Below are 17,728 nucleotides of genomic sequence, written 5' to 3'. Positions count from 1 at the left end.
TCGTCATGAAATTCATCAAATACCTTGAAAGCATAGCAGGCGTCAGCATCTACCCGATGGCCTCCCTGCTGATATTCACCGCATTCTTTTTGCTGGCCGCCTTCTGGGCTTTAAAAGCGGATAAAAAAATGATGGACAGCATCAGCCACATTCCCCTGGATAACGACAAACCTGAAAATCAAGAACGCAATGTTTAGTCTCCTCATATTATCACAAACTCCGCCCAGCCCCTTTGCAGGCCTCAACCACCCCGTGGCCCTCATGCTGGTCTGCGTAGCCTTCGGCCTGCTGATTGCCATCGGCGCGCTGGCTTATACGGTGCTGGGCGCTATGGACATTTACCGCGAAAAGATCAAAAAGACCCCGGTCATCCTTGTACTCATGGCCGCAGGCACCCTGCTGGCGCAAAATGCGCAGGCGCAGGAAGTGAAAAAGAACATTGTAAGCGGGCTGGCCAACAGCAGCTTCTACGTGCTCACATCCGTGATTGCGCTGGAGCTGCTGGTGATCCTGATGCTGCTGTATGCCTTACGCGTACTGACCGGCATTCAGAACAAACGCAAGCCACGGGCCGTTACCGCCAAAACACGGGTGAACTGGCTGGAAAAGCTGAACAAGACCCAAAGCGTAGATGCCGTTACGGAAGCAGATATAGATATGGGGCACGATTATGACGGCATCCGGGAGCTGAACAATCCCACCCCGCCGTGGTGGCGCTGGAGCTTTTACTTCAGCATGCTGTTTGCCGTAGTGTACCTCTGGCGTTACCATGTGTCTCACGCCGCCCCGCTGCAGCTGGAAGAGCTGGCCATTGCACAGGCCAAGGCAGAAGAAGCCAAAGCCGCCTACCTGCAAAATGCGGCCAACAATATTGACGAGAACAATGTAACGCTGCTCACAGACGCGGCAGATATTGCCGGCGGTAAAACGCTCTTTGCCGCCAACTGCGCCGCCTGCCACGGGCAGGAAGGCCAGGGCATGGTAGGGCCTAACCTTACGGATGAGTACTGGCTGCACGGTGGAGAGGTGAAGGATATCTTCTCTACCATCAAATACGGCGTACCGGAGAAAGGAATGAAATCCTGGAAGGAAGATTTTTCTCCCAAACAGCTGGCGCAGCTTACCGCCTTTATCAAATCCATTCACGGCACCAACCCGCCCAACCCCAAAGCAAAAGAAGGTACTTTATATAACGGAGAGTAAAGCAGGATGATGGAAGCAGAAGAAATTTTCAGAGACAAGCTGGCCACCGTAAATGAACAGGGCAAACGTCACTGGATCTATGCTAAAAGACCAAAAGGCAGGCTCTATAACATCAGGAGCATAGTAAGCTGGTGTTTCTTCATAGCGTTTTTCAGCCTGCCGTTTGTGCAAATAGACGGCAGGCCCCTGTTCCTGTTTGATGTAACGCAGGGGCGTTTCATCCTGTTCGGCGCTATTTTCTGGCCGCAGGATTTTTTCATTTTCGGCCTGGCCATGCTGGCTTTCATCCTCTTCATCGTGCTTTTCACCATGGCCTTTGGCCGGCTTTTTTGCGGCTGGGTGTGCCCGCAAACAGTATTCATGGAAATGATCTTCCGGAAAATAGAATACTGGGTTGAGGGAGACGCACCCGCGCAACGGCTGCTGAACGCAGGCCCCTGGAACGGGGAAAAGATCAGGAAGAAGGTGATCAAACATGCTTTGTTCTTCTCCCTGTCTGTATTGATAGCCAATACTTTCCTGGCGTATATTATTGGTATTAAAGAACTGCAGGCCATTGTAACGGCGCCGGTATCTGAACACCCCGGCGGCTTTGCGGCCATGATCGTTTTCTCCGCCGTGTTCTACAGCGTGTTCGCCTTCTTCCGTGAACAGGTATGCACCGTAGTATGCCCATACGGCCGCCTGCAAAGCGTGTTGCTTGACAAAAACTCCGTAGTGGTGGCCTATGACTATGTGCGGGGCGAGCCCAGGGGCAAGTTCAGGAAAAAAAGCCCGCAGCGCGCAGACAAGGAAGAAACGACCCTTGGCGACTGTATAGACTGTTTCCAGTGTGTGCATGTTTGTCCAACAGGTATAGACATCCGCAACGGCACCCAGCTGGAATGCATTAACTGCACCGCCTGCATGGATGCCTGTGATTTTATGATGGAAAAAACAGGCCGCGCCAAGGGCCTGGTCCGCTATGCCTCCGAGAACGGCATTGCGGAGAAAAAACCCTTGCGCTTCACCGGCAGAATGAAAGCATACACCATGGTGCTGCTGCTCATTACCGGCGCCATTACGTTTCTGCTCATCAGCCGCAAGCCGGTGAGCGGCACCATTATCCGCACGGCAGGCATGCTTTTCCAGGAACGGGGAGCAGACAGCGTCAGCAACCTCTACCGCATCAAGCTGGTGAACAAAACTACGGCAGACGTGCCGCTCACATTGCGGCTGGAGCGGCGTAACGGGCAGCTGGAAGTAATAGGCCATACTCCCATCCACATCAAGGCGGAAGGCCAGGGAGAAGGCACCTTTTTTATTGTGCTGCCCCGTAAAGAGATCACAGAAAGAAAAACAACGCTTACCATCGGTTTATATGAAGGAACAAAGCGGCTAGATGAAAAGCAGACCACTTTTCTGGGCCCTGTGAGCCATTAACATTAAAACATATCAGGTATGAACTGGGGACATAAGATCATTATCGTATTTGTACTGTTTGCCGCCGGCATTCTCACATTGGTGATCAAAAGCATGCGCACGCGCATAGACATGGCCACAACAGACTATTATGCCGCGGAGCTGAAGCATCAGCAAAACATGGATGCACAGGCCAATGCCCATGCGCTCACCGCTCCTGTACGCATCAGGCAGCAGGGAGATGTGCTGGAAATTGTTTTTCCCGCTGAAATGCATGCGGAACAGATGACCGGCGAGGTGCACTTTTACCGGCCTTCAGACGCCCGGCAGGATGTCAGGTTGCCGCTCACCCCGGATGCGGACGGGCGCATTTTTGTAAGCCGCAGCCAGCTGCATAAAGGCAACTACAGCATCAAGCTGCAATGGGAAGCGGCAGGCAAACCTTATTACCAGGAAACACAATATTACATCCAATGATAGCCGCATTATTACTGGGATTCCTGGGGAGCTTTCACTGCATCGGCATGTGCGGCCCCATAGCGCTCACCTTGCCGGTGCAGCATCTCCGGGGCGCAAAAAAAATGGGAGGCATCCTGCTCTACAATGCCGGCCGGGTTACCACCTACATGCTGCTGGGCCTTTTGTTCGGCTGGCTGGGCAGGCAGTTTTACCTGGGCGGCCTGCAGCAGTGGCTGTCTGTTTCCCTGGGCATACTGCTGCTGGCCGGCATGTTCTTTTACCGGTTCATGCCCGTGCCCAAACTGCACATCATCAAAAAAACGCTGGGAGGCCTGCTGGTACAGCAGCGCTTCAGTACGCTCTATGCTATAGGGTTCCTGAACGGCCTGCTGCCCTGCGGCCTGGTTTACCTGGGCATAGCCGGGGCGCTGGCCAGCGGAGACGTGCTGGAAGGCATGCTCTTCATGGGGGCCTTTGGCGCAGGCACCCTGCCCGCCATGGCTGCCGTTACCTGGTTCAGCCAGCTGGTGAGCCTGCCGGTGCGCCGCCACATCCGCCGGCTGATCCCTTTTGCAGTGGGGGTAATGGCCGTACTGCTTATTCTGCGCGGCATGAACCTGGGCATCCCGTATATCAGCCCTGCCATGCAACCCGCCGCCGTCAATTGTTGTCATAAACCGTCATAACATGGACCTCATACAGAAATACAACATACCTGCTCCGAGATACACCAGTTACCCCACCGTTCCTTTCTGGAACAACGAGCCCGGCTGGGAAGCAGCCCTGGCGCAAAGCAGCACGGAACCCCTGAGCCTCTACATCCACCTGCCGTTTTGCGAAAGGCTGTGCACTTATTGCAGTTGCAACAAATACATCACCGTTAATCATGATCATGAGGCGCCGTACATAGCGGCCGTGCTGAAAGAGTGGGCATTATACCTGCAGCGGTCCACCACGCGCCCGCAGCTGCAGGAGCTGCACCTGGGCGGCGGCACGCCCACCTTTTTCAGTCCCCGTAACCTGCGCTACCTGCTGGAAACCATCCTTCAAAGCTGCGATGTGCTGCCCGGCGCCGCCTTTGCCTTTGAAGGCCACCCCAACAACACCACCTATGAGCACCTGCAAACGCTGTACGAGCTGGGTTTCAAAAGGGTGAGCCTGGGCATACAGGATTTTGACCTGGCCGTGCAAACCATCATCAACCGCATCCAGCCGTATGAGAATGTAGAAAAAGTAGTGCGGGAAGCGCGTGAGCTGGGATACACCTCCATCAACTTCGACCTCATTTACGGCCTGCCCCTCCAAACGCCGCAAAGCATCAGCGCTACCATCGAAAAAGTGATGCATCTCTACCCTGACCGTATTTCATTTTACAGCTACGCCCATGTACCCTGGGTGAAAGGCAACGGGCAGCGCCTCTTCACGGAGCGAGACCTTCCGGCCCCCGCCGTAAAACGGGGCCTGTATGAACTGGGCCGCTCCATGCTGACGGAACATTATTATGAGGAAATAGGCATGGACCACTTTGCCCTGCCGGACGATGAGCTATACAAGGCGCAACAGAGCGGTACGCTTCACCGCAACTTCATGGGCTATACCATTCACCGGGGCAACCGCTTGCTGGGGCTTGGCATGTCTGCCATCAGCGATCACGGTACGGCATACACGCAGAACGAAAAAAGCCTGGCCGCATACCAGCAGGCGCTGGAAGAAGGCAGGCTGCCGGTGGTGCGCTCCCATGTACAAAGCCAGGAAGACCTGTACCTTGGCCGCCACATCCGGGAGCTGATGTGCAATTTTGAAACCGCCTGCACACCTTCCCTCACAGTAATGGAGCACTTGCAGGAGCCGCTGCGTGACGGGCTGGTAGCGGTTCAACCCGGCCGCGTGGCCGTTACAGAAAAAGGAAAGCCATACATACGTAACATATGTATGGCCTTTGATGCTTACCTGTGGAAAAATTCACCGAACACGCGGGTGTTCAGCGGCGCCATCTGAATCAGATCTTGTCAAGCGGCTTGCGTACGCTTTCCTTCAGCTGCCTGAACTGGCTGGGCGTAAGGCCCGTCACTTTTTTGAACTGGCCGGAAAGATGCGCCACGCTGCTATAACCCAGCTTGTATGAAATTTCGCTGAGCGTCAGCTCACCGTACATGAGCAGCTCTTTCACCCGTTCAATTTTCTGATGAATGATATATTGCTCTATGGTGGTGTTTTCCACTTCCGAGAAAAGTTTGCTCAACTGGTGATAATCCTTTTGCAGCCGTTGCGCCAGCAGGGAGGAGAAGTTTTCGTTCAGCTCTTCCAGGTCCCCATAATGCACTGTTTCCACTACAAAATTCTTGATGCCTTCCACCAGCTGGTGACGCTTGTCGTCCAGCAGCAAAAAACCCTCCGCCTCCAGCGCTTTGGCAATAGCAGCTGTTTGTTCCTCACCGGGGCTGGCATTCAGCATGGCCTTTCCCAATCCTACATCCGCCACGTCAAGCCCTTGCTGTTCCAGCACCTGCCGCACCATTTTAATGCAGCGGGGGCACACCATGTTTTTGATATACAATGTGGTATTCTCCATTCCTATTTTTTTCTGATGTTGAAAATATTATGCTCCAGCTTCACCATGTACACGGTGGTCATATTCCGTGCCATGTCCCCGAACAGCTGCGTACGGTAACTCAGGTCTACCCGCGTGGTGCTGTTGAAAATGAACTGTACGGCGGGCGCCACGTCTACGTAGTAATTGCGGCGGTATTGGTCAAGGTTGGATTTGCCCAGCAGCTCCACGTAGAGGTTCAGGTTGGTCTGTTTATAGCTGGTATACGTGCGGGGCAGCAGCAGGTACCCGGCAGACAGGCTGTAGTTGAGCGCGTTCCGGGAAAAGAACAAAGGCATTTCATCCTTCACGTTCTTGAAATACCGGTCGTACCCCAGCGTGCCGGAAACGGCCAGTTTGTGCAGCAGCTGCGTGGCAATGAGGCCGCCGCTTACACCGGAGGTGGTGCCATCAAGGTCCAGCTCCTCATTGTAATACTGCCTGGCGTTATGATCATGCCCCGCTCCCGTTTCCGGGTAATAGGGGTTGTTGATGAGCGCCCCTTTTACGAATGCCGCCATCCTGAAATGGGAATGCACCTCGTCTTTAGACAAAAAACGGTACTTGGCGTACAGGCTGCCCCCTTCAAACTGGAACTGCCGCTGCATCATGTTGGAAAAATAACCGGTGGCATGCACCATCAGCTTTTTGGAAAAACCCACCATTACCTCCGGCGCCAGGCGGTAACCGATATAGTCCGCATGGTCCATCGGGAAGAGTTTGTTGGAAAGCCGCAGGCCCAGGGAATTGGCCGGCATGTTACTGGCCGGCTCCGTATTCACGTACAGCTCCTGCGCCCGTGCAGCAACGCCCGTGCAAGCCAGTGCCAGCAGTATAAAAAATTTCTTCATGCTGCCGGTTTTTTAAATGGTACCGTGATACACGCGTTTGCCCGCAGCGCCGCCTTTACAGCAATCTGCCATGGTGCCGGTGGCGTAGCAGGCCATTTTGGTTTGGGCGCTGTATTTTTTGAAGGTCTTCGCAGATACGAAGTTCTTGTCTACAATCGTGATGTCTTTTTCACCTTGCAGTACCTGCGGTGTAATGTTCAGGAAGTGTAATGTTTGCCCTGCAAAAGAAATATGAGTGTCATTCTCCACCTTCACCTTGTCAAAATTGGCCGTAACGGTAAGTTTGGCCACGGAAAAACCTGCGTTTTCCACCTTGTCACGGATCTGGTCAAGATTAACCGCGGCGTTAGGTTTGAAATGCAGGATGAAGGTAGTATTGTTGAGGTCGGTGTCTATCTTGTCTACGAACGGCAGTGTTTTCAGCGCCTTGAAAGTGGCGTTGGAGCACATGGCGCAGGTCAGGCCTGCTGCCTGCAGCGAAGCTTTCTTATACTGCGCCGAAGCCGTGAATTGTGCGCCCAGGAGCGCTATTGCCAAGAGAATAGTTTTCATGATCATTGATTTTTAATGGCTTTGCCTGATGATAAATAAACGGATTACGCCTTTTCCCGGATTGATGGGGGAAAAGGGGATACGCGTATCAGACAAGTAAAATGCAATGATGCAGGTAGAGCGGTTTATCCGTTATCAGCGGTGGAGCGTGCAGCGGCGCCCAGGCATGCAGCACAGGGGCGGCATGTACGGCCTGCAACCACAGCGGCTGCGTGCTGACGGGAAGTGCAATGACGGTGGTGGTGAGGCCGGCAAAAGTCTTCGCGGCCTGGTGAGTATTGTCCAGCTTCAGGAATTTGGCCTCGTCCTTACAGCAATCCCCTTTTACCGGCATGCCGCATTTGCCGCAGCCCTCGTTATGGGTATTGTGCAGGTCTACAGAAGCCAGCTCCCCCATACAATAATGCAAATTAACACTGAACCCGCTGGTTATCAGCGTGTAAAGCATTGCAATACATATGATTATTAGCTTCTTCATGTGCTGTACAGGCCCAAAGTTACGGTTTTTCTCCCATCTATGCGGTTTCTCCCCAGGCCGTCACCACCAGGCTGCGGGAGCCGCCATAGTTGCGATGTTCGCAGAGGTAAATGCCCTGCCAGGTGCCCAGCGCGGGCCGGCCGCTGCGGATGGGAAAGGTAACGGAGCTGCCCAGCAGGGCGGCCTTCAGATGGGCGGGCATGTCATCAGGCCCCTCATCGTTATGCACATACTGCGGGTCGTTTTCAGGCACCGCCTTGTTGAAGTATGTTTCAAAGTCTTTCCGCACCGTAGGGTCTGCGTTCTCGTTAATAGTGAGCGAGGCGGATGTGTGCTGAATGAACACCTGGCAAATACCTGCCTTTATTTCCCGCAGCTGCGGCAGCGCCTGCATCACTTCTGACGTGATGAGGTGGAAGCCTCTTTTTTTAGGAGGCAGCTGGAAGAATGCCTGGAATACTTTCACTTTTCATTAAGTTTTAAGGCCATACTACAAACCTAGGGAATAAAACGGTATTGCCGGAAAAACAGGCCCAGGGGCTTTCCATATTTGATCTTCATTTCGTTTTTTTTAGATTTACAGGCGTTACGCACCATGCATATTTATCAACCGGCAATCCCCGGATAAAATTTACCAGGTATGGACGAGATGCCTTTAGAGGAGGAATTACTGGAAAAGGTGGCCCGGGGGGACAAGTCTGCATTTACAGCATTGTTTCACCGCTACCAGCGCCGCATATACGATATTGCCATCCGGCTTACGCATTCAACCATTATAGCGGAGGAAATGGTGCAGGATATTTTTACCATGATCTGGCTGAAGCGGGAAGACCTGCTGAAGGTCCGCGATTTCAACGCATACCTGTTCATTGTTACCCGTAATGAAGCCTACCGCACGCTGCGCAACCTCTCCACCCGCCGGGCCAGGCTGCGGGAGCTGGAAGAAGAAGAGGTAACAATTGCGCATAACAACGTACAACAGCAATTACTGGAAAAAGAATACGCCGCGCTGCTGAAAACGGCGGTGAGCCGTTTACCTTTCATGCAGCAACAGGTGTATCATTTAATGAAAGAACAGGCGCTGAAAAGGGACGAAGTGGCGGAACGCCTCAATATAAAGCCGGAAACCGTCAAACGGCATATTGCCCAGGCCATGCGCAACATCAGGGCATACCTCCTCTCCCATCCCGATCTGATCATTGCCCTGGTGCTGCTGCGGCCGGCCAATGAAATTTTTTTTCCGGGGCACTGACCCAACCGCCTTTTTCAAATACTCTTTATAACACAGGCCCGGTTAATGGCCGCCTTAATAATTCCGCAATATGTCTTCATCACGTATAGAATATCTGCTGGCGCAGTACCAGCGCGGCACCATCACACCAGGGGAAGAAGAAGAACTGGTGGCCCTGCTGGCAGAACCGGCCCATCAGCAGGTGGTGGAAGAGTGGATCGGCCAGGTGATGGCAACGGAAGACGCAGGCCACGCCATGCCGCCGGAGCATGCAGGACATATTCTGGAAGCCATTTTCCAGGCCGGGGAAATAAACGCCCCTGCCAAAACCAGGCGAATCCCACTTGTTACCAGGTGGGTGGCCGCGGCCGTTATTACCGGCATGGTGGCCCTGGGTACTTACCTGCTGGTGAAACAAAATGACCGTCCGGATGCGGCCCCGGCCTATGCAGCGGATGTTCCGCCCGGCAAAAGCCAGGCAGTGCTGGTGCTGGCAGACGGCGACACTGTTACGCTGGACAGTACGGGCAACCGCACCCTGCAACAGGGCAGCGCGGCCGTTACGCAGGCCAACGGGCAGCTGCAATACACCGCGCAGAACAAGCCGGAGGGCAGCCTTGCGTACAATGAGCTGAAAACTCCCAGGGGCGGACACTTCAGGCTGCAGCTGTCAGACGGCACCACGGTATGGATGAATGCCGGTTCGTCTCTCAAATATCCCGCAGCCTTTGCCGGTGCTGAGCGGGCCGTGGAGCTGAGCGGGGAGGCCTATTTTGAAGTGGCTAAAAACGCCGCCAGCCCGTTTCATGTAACCGCAGGCGGCATAAAAATACTGGTGCTGGGCACATATTTTAACATCAAGGCCTATGCGGACGAGCAGACCATCAACACCACGCTGCTGCAGGGAGCCGTAAAAGTAACCGGCCGGAAAGGCAGCAGTACGCTGAAGCCGGGAGAACAAGCACAGGTAGACGCTGACGGCGTGCTTTCCGTAACGCGGGTAAACACCGGTGACGTGATGGCATGGAAAAACGGGTTGTTCGTTTTCAAAACAGCAGATATACAAACCGTCATGCGCGAAATAAGCCGCTGGTACGATGTGGACGTGGTATACGAAGGAGTGCCAACGGCCCGTGAATTTGCCGGTAAAATATCAAGGAGCTATACGCTGCAGGAAGTATTGTCCGTGCTGCAGGCCAGTGACGTGCACTTCCGGCTCAATGGGAAAAAACTGACCGTTTTGCCATAGACAAGAGAGAAAAAATCAACATACAGTAACATTGCCTGAATACGCTTTGATCTGCCGGGAAGCCCGCTTCTCCGGCATGGGGGATATTTGCCGGCACTATTCTTTATCAACCAAATTTTCACTATGGTCTTCACCGTACGTCAAAAGATCAGCCGGGAGGCGCTACGCCGGCCCGGTAAAGTTCACCAATTTTTTTCCTGGCGCTGTAAACCTGCATGGATCATGAAAGTTTCATTCTTTCTGCTGCTTACCCTGGCTATGCATGCCAGCGGAAGAGCGCTGTCGCAAAAGATCACCATCAATGTGAAGGACGTACCACTGGAGAAGGTTTTCCTGTCTATTGAGCAGCAAAGCGGTTTTCTTTTCTGGTACGATGAAAAGCTGCTGAAACCCGCGCGGAAGGTCAGCCTCTCCGTAAAAGACGCCAGTCTTGAGCAGGTATTGCAGCTATGCCTGAAAAACCAGGGCATCGGCTACAAAATTATCCGCAACACCATTGTGCTTTCGCGGAGCGCGCAAGACCTGGTACAGGCCGGTAACGCGCTTCAGGCAGACTCCCTGATACGGGGAACGGTAAAGGTGCGCATTAAAGGCGTACTGCAACCAGCGCCGGGAGTAAGCGTTTCTGAAGAAGGCGCCTCTACCGGTACGCTTACAGACGAACAGGGAAATTTTGCCATTCGTATAAAAAGCGGCGCCACCCTGCAATTTTCCATGATCGGTTTTAAACCGCGTAAAATTGTTGCCGGCCAGGCGCCGCTGACGGAGGTAGTGCTGGAAGAAGATGTAAGCGAGCTGGATGCCATAGTGGTAACCGGTTACCAGGTACAGGCCAAACGCGCCGTAACAGGGTCTATTGCCAAAGTAAAGGGAGAAGATATTGAGAACATTCCGCTGCAATCTTTTGACAAGGCCATCCAGGGCAAGGCCGCCGGCGTGCTGGTGCAAACGGCCACCGGCGTTCCGGGCGGGGCGGTAAAGATCAGCATCAGGGGCGAAGGTTCAATTACCGCCGGTACGGAACCGCTATACATTGTAGACGGCGTGCAGTTCAACTCGTCTTCCCTCACCTCACGTACTTCCAACAATCCCCTGGCCTACATCAACCCAAACGATATTGAATCTATAGAAATACTGAAAGACGCGGCAGCAGCCTCCGTATACGGCGCCCAGGCCGCCAACGGCGTGGTGCTGATCACTACCAAAACGGGCAAGAGCGGCAAAACGAACGTAAACGTCAACTACTACCAGGGCGTTTCACTGCCCATGGCAAAAGTAGACGTGCTCAACACGCAGCAGGTGCTGGCCATGCGCCAGGAAGCGCTGAAAAACCGCTACCCAGACCGTTCAGACGCCAGCATCCGCGCGGACGTACTGCAGGAATACGGGCTGGAAGCAGGGCTTTCTGATGAGGATATTGCTGCGCTGCCTACTTATGACTGGCAGAATGCCACTTTCCGGGTAGGGCAGGTGCAGAATATTGAGCTGAGCGCATCCGGCGGTAATGAGAAAACCACTTTCTACGTTTCCGGCGCATTTAATAATCATGACGGGAATGTGATCGGCATCGATTTCAAGAAAGGCACCGCCAAGGTACGCATCGGCCACCAGGCCAGCAAACGCCTCTCTTTTGACCTGGGCATCAACATGAGCCTCATTACGCAAAACGGCAACACCGGCTCCCAGGGCAACACCACCGGGTACGCCTCTCCGCAGTACAGCGCCGTGTTCATGCCCCCCACGGTACCTGTTTACAAGGCAGACGGCAGCTTCAACAGCTACCCCGGCATGCCCGGCACCGGCTTCAACCCGGTACAGGCCGCGGTAGTGGATGACAACCGCATTCGCCACCGCGCGCTGGTAGGCAATTTCAGCGCCACCTATAAAATACTGGACAATCTCTCCTTCCGCTCCTTTTACGGGTTAGACTACCGCTATATCAAAACCGACTATTACCGGGACCACCGCACGCCCAACGGCGCCGTCTGGAACGGTTACCTGATCATAGAAGACATCGAGAACATCAATTTCACCACCACCCAAACGCTCAATTACCAGCGTCAGTTCAACAACGTTCACAACCTGTCTGTGCTGCTGGGCGCAGAGTACCGCAGCGACGTTAGCGAATACGCCTCTGCCCGCGGCGAAGGGTTCGCCACCTATCAGCTCCGCACCATGCAGTCTGCCGCCGTAGCCGCCAGCACTACCGGCAGCTGGACCGGTTTTCGCCGCCTGGGCTTTTTCACACAGGCCAACTATGATTTCCGCAAAAAATATATGCTGAGCGCCACCCTTCGTTACGACGGCTCTTCCAGGTTTGGCGCAGACAACCAGATGGGGCTCTTCCCCGCCATTTCAGCCGGCTGGGACATTGCCCGTGAACCTTTCATGGAAGACCATAACTGGGTAGACCAGCTGAAGCTGCGCGTGGGCTACGGAGAAACCGGCAACGATCAGATCAACAACGTTTCTTCCCGGGGCTTCTACCAGGGCGGCGGCGTTTACAACGGCAAAGCAGGCCTCCGCCTGATGACCATGGCCAATACAAGACTGGGCTGGGAAAGGAACGTAACCCTCAACCTGGGCACAGACTTCTCCCTGCTGAAAGGCCGCATTGCCGGCGCGGTGGAAGTATACAGGAGAGCCAGCAAAGACCTGCTGCTGAACCGCCCTGTGCCCTGGCTCAGCGGCTTTGACAATATAGATGATAATGTGGGCGAAGTAGTGAACAAGGGCCTTGAAATAGAACTGAACACCGTCAATGTTAAAACACAGCACTTCAGCTGGAACACCGGCTTCAACATCTCCTTCCTGCATAACGAAGTAACGGAGCTGTATGATGGGCTGCAATCCATCAGCAACACCATCAGGGTAGGACATCCGCTGAAAACATATTTCAGGCCCCGTTACGCCGGCGTTAACTCCGCCAACGGCAGGCCCATGTGGTATGACATCAATGGCAACATCACCTACCTTCCCGTTGCCGCAGACAACGTATCTACCAAAAAAGGCGCGCTGTCAGACTACTTCGGCGGCCTTACCAACACTTTCCGCTACAAAGGGTTTGAGCTGAATACCATGTTCCATTTTGATATGGGCAGGTACCTGGTGAACCAGATGAATGCCGTGTGGTACAACCACCATGGCAACACTGTTGGTTCCAACACGCTGCTGCGGCTATATGAAAACAGGTGGACAACGCCCGGGCAGATTACCTCCATTCCCCGGCTGATACACGGCGGCGCCGAAACCAACAGCGCCTCCCAGCAAACTGCCTCCACCCGTTTCCTGGAAGACGCCTCCTTCATCCGCTTGCGGGAAGTAACGCTGGCATACCGTTTCCAGAACGCACTGCTCAAACGCATACGCCTCTCCTCCGCCAGGATCTATTTCACCGCCGTAAACCTTCATACATGGACGGAATGGACAGGGTACGACCCTGAAATTGCCCTGACCGGCACCGTGGAAAACAATACCGGCATCATTCCGCAAACCCGCAGCTTTACCGCTGGTATTCAAGTAGGACTATAAAAACAGTTAGCATGAAAAAGAAGATCATCATCTGCATATTGAGCTGCACGGCATTGCTGACGGGATGCGACCAGATACTGGATGTTAAGCCGCGCCAGTCCATAGACTCCCGTGACGCCCTGAGCAACGAGGCTGCCGTGGAGGCTGCGTTGAACTCCGTATACGCCTACCTGCGCCAGGCCAGCCAGTATGGAAGAGACCTGGTAGCTATTCCGGAACTGCTGGCAGACAACGCCATCAACACCGGCAACTCCGGCGCGCTGGTGGCGGAAGCGCTGAACCAGCCCGGCGCCCACATCAACAACTGGCAGTCCAGTTACTTTGCCATCAACGAGATCAATAACCTGTTTGATGCGCTGCAGGCATTGAATGCTTCCCAGGAGTTCAAAGACCGCATTGCCGGGCAGCTCTATTTCCTGCGGGCGCTGTACTATCATAACTTGATGCGCATCTATGCCTATGACCCTACGGCCATCCGAGAAGACGTTAACAAGGGCGGCGTGCCCGTGATGCGGCATGCGGTACGTGCAGCAGAGCAGATCTCCCTGGCCGCGCGCGAGCCTATTCACACCGTATATGAGCATATTTATCACAACCTTGATTCCGCGTTGCTGCTGCTGCAGGACTACTCCACCAACAGGGCGCCCCATTACGCCACCGCCGGCGCCGCCGCCGCGCTGTACACCAGGGTTGCACTGTATAACGGAGACTATGAAAAAGTGCTGGTGGAAGCAGATAATGCCCTTGCATCAGGCGTAGGCGTGTTCCAGTCTAACGGCGCCTACATTTCCGCCTGGCGCAGCCCGGTACACCCGGAGAGCATGTTTGAGCTGGTATACCTGCCTCCGGACAATATCGGCGTAAACGAATCTCTCCGCGCCACCTTCACCTCCCGCCTTACGCTCACCGGCACCACTTTCACCAACCGCGGCCATGTAGTGCTCAGCAACGAGCTGTATGAGCTCTACAAGCCGGAAGACGTGCGCCGCCAGCTGATCATGAAAGGCCTGGGCCGCAACAGCGCGCTGAATGAAATGTACAAGTTCATCAGCAAGAACGGCACCGCCAACCTGGACAATGTGCCGGTAATCAGGATTTCGGAAGTTTACCTGAACCGCGCTGAAGCCTATGCGCGGCTGGGCTTCCCGGATGAGGCCAGGGCCGATCTTAACAGGATACGCACCCGTGCCGGCCTGCCCGCTGTAGAGGAAACACTTTCCGGCGTAGCCCTCATCAACGAAATATTACTGCAGAGAAGGCTGGAGCTGGCCTTTGAGGGCCACCGTTTCTTTGACATGAAACGGCTGGGTATGGATATTAAAAAAGAATCAGGCACCGTGCTCTTCAGTGAGCACCGCATACTGGCACGCATCCCTATCCGTGAGGTGCAGGCCAATCCCAACCTGGTGCAAAATGATGGTTATTAATTCTAAACGCGCATGAACATGAAAACAACATACCAGCCGTATCTAACAGGAAGCATCATGACCTGCTGCCTGGCAGCGGCGCTGCTGCTTTTCTCCGGTTGTTTCAAGAAATACGAAGAAGATTTTTTCTTCCGGGGGCTGCAGGTGGAATTTGACGCCGCTACCTGGCAAAACAAGGCGCCGGGCAAAACATACCCCCTGATGCCGGTGGTGAACCGCGGCAGCGGCGTTTATCACTACAAGGTAAACCTCATAGGCGGCCAGCTGCCGGCCGCGCAAAACATCGGGTACCGCATTGTACCGGAAGAAACCACCGCGCAGGAAGGCGTTCATTTCCGGCTGCTGCAAAGCGGCAACATGCCCCTGCAGGCTGCTGCCAGCATAGACAGCATTGGCGTGGAAATACTTGACTTCCCGCCCGCCTCCGGAGAGCTGATGCTGGTGCTGGAACTGACGGGCAATGAAACGGTGAAGGCCAGTGAAAACTACAAACGCATTGGCATCCCCATTAACCGCAGAGGCATTGTTGTACCGGGAGAATTGTACCCCGGCCTCCCGCTTTTGGAACAACTGGGCGGAGACAACTACTACAACACCATTACGCTTGACCCGCTGTACCCCGGCCTCCCACAAGACCTGCAGACCCGCTGGAGCAATGCCGCTCAACAGGTGCTGGATTATGGCGGCCGCATACTGCAATCATTTTCCCTTCGTTTTACCACCAGCCAGGAGGTAGAAGCCGTTGCCTGGTACTACTCCGGTTCCGGCAAAGCGCAGGCCGTGTGGACTTATAAATTTGAAGCAGATGCCTCCGGCAAGGGCCGCTTTGTATTTGTTTCCGGCAATACCAACGCCACCAACCTCCGCCCCAGGATGCAGCCGCTGCTGGAAGACTACCTGGAAAAATATGAGTTCCGTGTAGATTGGGTAGACCCCGGCGTTATACCTGCGCCGCAGAAAGGGCACATAGGCGGCGTTTTCAAAGCTGATGAACCTGCTTCTTTCCTGTTCGGCCCTATATCTTCCATAGAAACCGTCAATGCAGACAGCTGGCCTTTGCCTTCCTCCCCCGCTATTGATCAGTTGTTCGGCAGGCAGGGCGCCCCGCGGTACAGCTCCATTCTTGTAGACCCGGCAGAAGCCGTACAATCTGAAGATTTCAAGACCCGCTGGGAAACGTCAAAAGCCGCTGTACTGCTAATTGGCGGCCGCCGCATCCATAAAATGCTGGTGTCTTTCGACGCGGATTTTAACGGCGCCAAAGTGCTCATCTATTATTTCACCTCCACCAACGGCAAAGTACTGGCCCGGTACGATTACCAGGCGCGTATAGACCATGACGGCGTGGTGAAGCTGGCCTTCCTTACCCAAACCGCCAACGGCAACGCCATCAGGCCCGGTGTTGGCCCGCTGATAGATGACTACTTCAACACGCAGGCGTTCCGCATCACAAAAGCCGCCGGCAGCGAAACGCTGACACTGACGCAGGCCGGCAACAGCAATTCATTTTTCTCCGGAGCGCCGGGCAACCATCCTATCAGCGCCGCGGAATTTTTCCCTGAATAATAAAACCCATCATCATGATCATCAAAAGGAACATACTGTACATGTCGTTGCTGGCAACCCTCCAGCTGTTTGCCTGCACGGAAAAGAACACAGTAGAAATAGTTGGTAAAAAGACCGTTACAGACAGCGATACCGCTATTGCGGCCGTAGACGACTCCGTTCGTTCTTTTATGCAGAAACACAGCATCCCCGGCGTTTCCATTGCCATTGTAAAAAACGGGAAACTGGTGTATGCGAAAGGATATGGATATGCAGACCAGTCTGCCGCCACGCCCGTTACAGACAGCAGCCGGTTCCGGATTTCAAGCATTTCCAAATGCGTTACTTCGGTGGCTATTATGAAACTGCTGGCCGCCGGCACTCTTTCACTGGATGACAAAATATTCGGCCCCGGCAGCATACTGGGCACCCAGTATGGCACACTGCCTTACGGCACCTACATTACAGATCTGCGCGTACGGCATCTGCTGCAACATTATAACGGCGGATGGAGCAATGCCAGCAATGACCCTACGCTCACCAATGATGCCATGAACGCAGAGCAGCTCATCAGCTGGATACTGGATAACAGGCCGCTTTCTTCCGCGCCGGGCACCACCTACCTGTATTCCAACGTGGGGTACATGATACTTGGCCGCGTGATAGAAAAACTGACTGGCCAAACCTATGAGAACTACGTAAAAACAAATGTGCTGCAGCCTTCCGGCATTACCGCTATGGACATTGGCGGCAGTACGCTGGCAGACCGCAAAACGAATGAAGTTGTTTATTACGGGCAGGGCGGTCAAAACCCTTACGGCGAGAATTTCACGCGGCGAGATGCCAACGGCGGCTGGATTGCTTCTCCTACAGATATGATGCGGTTAATGGTGCATGTAGACGGCCTTAGCTCCGTGCCTGATATTCTGACTCCGGCCATTAAAGACACCATGATCACGCCCTTCTTCGCCAACCAGGCTTACGCCTGCGGGTGGAACATCAGCGCCCAGGGCAGCTGGTACCATGCCGGCAGCTTTCCCGGCTCCAGCAGCTTCTGGATGCGCCGTAACGATGGCATGAGCGGCATTGCGCTCGTCAATTCCCGCTCTACCAGCAGCGCCTTTTCAAACGACTTGCTACAGCTGGTACAACGCATGCTGCTCAGCTCCACCATTGCATGGCCTAACGTAGACCTTTTTTAAACCGGAAAT

At 54.2% G+C, this 17,728-nt stretch carries 17 protein-coding genes; 12 read left to right on the top strand and 5 right to left on the bottom strand.

Annotated features, from left to right (window positions below; translation table 11 throughout):
• Positions 1 to 5 precede the first annotated feature (5 nt).
• The 6 genes from ABDW36_RS09055 to hemN are packed head-to-tail and all read left to right on the top strand — an operon-like array spanning position 6 to position 5,061.
• Positions 6 to 197, top strand: coding sequence for a CcoQ/FixQ family Cbb3-type cytochrome c oxidase assembly chaperone (locus ABDW36_RS09055; RefSeq protein ID WP_343701567.1), 192 nt, complete (start codon positions 6 to 8; stop codon positions 195 to 197).
• On the top strand, positions 190 to 1,203 hold the full coding sequence (locus tag ABDW36_RS09050) for a cbb3-type cytochrome c oxidase N-terminal domain-containing protein (protein ID WP_343701566.1): 1,014 nt from the start codon (positions 190 to 192) through the stop codon (positions 1,201 to 1,203). Before ABDW36_RS09055 ends, ABDW36_RS09050 begins: the two co-directional genes overlap by 8 nt.
• Positions 1,204 to 1,212: 9 nt before the next feature.
• Positions 1,213 to 2,625, top strand: coding sequence for a cytochrome c oxidase accessory protein CcoG (gene ccoG, locus ABDW36_RS09045; RefSeq protein WP_343701565.1), 1,413 nt, complete (start codon positions 1,213 to 1,215; stop codon positions 2,623 to 2,625).
• Between the two features lie 18 nt (positions 2,626 to 2,643).
• Entirely contained in the window at positions 2,644 to 3,081 is a 438-nt protein-coding gene (locus tag ABDW36_RS09040; protein WP_343701564.1) for a FixH family protein, read from the top strand.
• Positions 3,078 to 3,749 carry a sulfite exporter TauE/SafE family protein gene (locus tag ABDW36_RS09035; protein ID WP_343701563.1) on the top strand — a complete coding sequence of 224 codons (672 nt, stop codon included), beginning with the start codon at positions 3,078 to 3,080 and terminating at the stop codon, positions 3,747 to 3,749. The genes ABDW36_RS09040 and ABDW36_RS09035 overlap by 4 nt, the downstream gene beginning before the upstream one ends.
• Before the next feature lies 1 nt (position 3,750).
• On the top strand, positions 3,751 to 5,061 hold the full coding sequence (gene hemN / locus ABDW36_RS09030) for an oxygen-independent coproporphyrinogen III oxidase (protein WP_343701562.1): 1,311 nt from the start codon (positions 3,751 to 3,753) through the stop codon (positions 5,059 to 5,061).
• A gap of 1 nt (position 5,062) precedes the next feature.
• On the opposite strand, the gene ABDW36_RS09025 is transcribed toward hemN, so the two are convergent.
• From ABDW36_RS09025 to ABDW36_RS09005, 5 genes are all read right to left on the bottom strand, one after another.
• Positions 5,063 to 5,635, bottom strand: coding sequence for an AraC family transcriptional regulator (locus ABDW36_RS09025; protein WP_343701561.1), 573 nt, complete (start codon positions 5,633 to 5,635; stop codon positions 5,063 to 5,065).
• A gap of 2 nt (positions 5,636 to 5,637) precedes the next feature.
• The gene (locus tag ABDW36_RS09020) at positions 5,638 to 6,504 is read right to left on the bottom strand and encodes a hypothetical protein (protein WP_343701560.1); all 867 of its coding nucleotides are present in this window, start codon (positions 6,502 to 6,504) and stop codon (positions 5,638 to 5,640) included.
• Between the two features lie 12 nt (positions 6,505 to 6,516).
• Positions 6,517 to 7,056, bottom strand: a complete 540-nt coding sequence (locus tag ABDW36_RS09015) for a heavy-metal-associated domain-containing protein (RefSeq protein WP_343701559.1) — start codon at positions 7,054 to 7,056, stop codon at positions 6,517 to 6,519.
• Between the two features lie 88 nt (positions 7,057 to 7,144).
• A complete protein-coding gene (locus ABDW36_RS09010; protein ID WP_343701558.1) occupies positions 7,145 to 7,453 on the bottom strand; it encodes a hypothetical protein in 309 nt (102 codons plus the stop codon).
• 118 nt (positions 7,454 to 7,571) lie between these two features.
• Entirely contained in the window at positions 7,572 to 8,000 is a 429-nt protein-coding gene (locus tag ABDW36_RS09005; RefSeq protein WP_343701557.1) for a secondary thiamine-phosphate synthase enzyme YjbQ, read from the bottom strand.
• A gap of 174 nt (positions 8,001 to 8,174) precedes the next feature.
• Between ABDW36_RS09005 and ABDW36_RS09000 the strand changes: the two genes are divergently transcribed.
• The 6 genes from ABDW36_RS09000 to ABDW36_RS08975 all read left to right on the top strand — a co-directional run bounded on the left by ABDW36_RS09000 (position 8,175) and on the right by ABDW36_RS08975 (position 17,719).
• Positions 8,175 to 8,786, top strand: a complete 612-nt coding sequence (locus tag ABDW36_RS09000) for a sigma-70 family RNA polymerase sigma factor (protein WP_343701556.1) — start codon at positions 8,175 to 8,177, stop codon at positions 8,784 to 8,786.
• 70 nt (positions 8,787 to 8,856) lie between these two features.
• Positions 8,857 to 10,014 carry a FecR domain-containing protein gene (locus ABDW36_RS08995; protein ID WP_343701555.1) on the top strand — a complete coding sequence of 386 codons (1,158 nt, stop codon included), beginning with the start codon at positions 8,857 to 8,859 and terminating at the stop codon, positions 10,012 to 10,014.
• Between the two features lie 222 nt (positions 10,015 to 10,236).
• Entirely contained in the window at positions 10,237 to 13,545 is a 3,309-nt protein-coding gene (locus ABDW36_RS08990; protein WP_343701554.1) for a TonB-dependent receptor, read from the top strand.
• An 11-nt stretch (positions 13,546 to 13,556) separates the two neighbouring features.
• Positions 13,557 to 14,972: a RagB/SusD family nutrient uptake outer membrane protein gene (locus ABDW36_RS08985; RefSeq protein ID WP_343701553.1), complete on the top strand. Its 1,416-nt coding sequence runs from the start codon at positions 13,557 to 13,559 to the stop codon at positions 14,970 to 14,972.
• Positions 14,973 to 14,990: 18 nt separating this feature from the next.
• Positions 14,991 to 16,538 (top strand): hypothetical protein, encoded by a 1,548-nt coding sequence (locus ABDW36_RS08980; RefSeq protein ID WP_343701552.1) that lies wholly within the window; start codon positions 14,991 to 14,993, stop codon positions 16,536 to 16,538.
• A gap of 14 nt (positions 16,539 to 16,552) precedes the next feature.
• Positions 16,553 to 17,719, top strand: coding sequence for a serine hydrolase domain-containing protein (locus tag ABDW36_RS08975; RefSeq protein ID WP_343701551.1), 1,167 nt, complete (start codon positions 16,553 to 16,555; stop codon positions 17,717 to 17,719).
• Positions 17,720 to 17,728: the final 9 nt, after the last annotated feature.

It is taken from the genome of Chitinophaga sp. (assembly GCF_039596455.1).
In the GTDB taxonomy this organism is placed as follows: Bacteria; Bacteroidota; Bacteroidia; order Chitinophagales; family Chitinophagaceae; genus Chitinophaga.
This window is presented reverse-complemented; position numbering and strand designations above follow the sequence as displayed.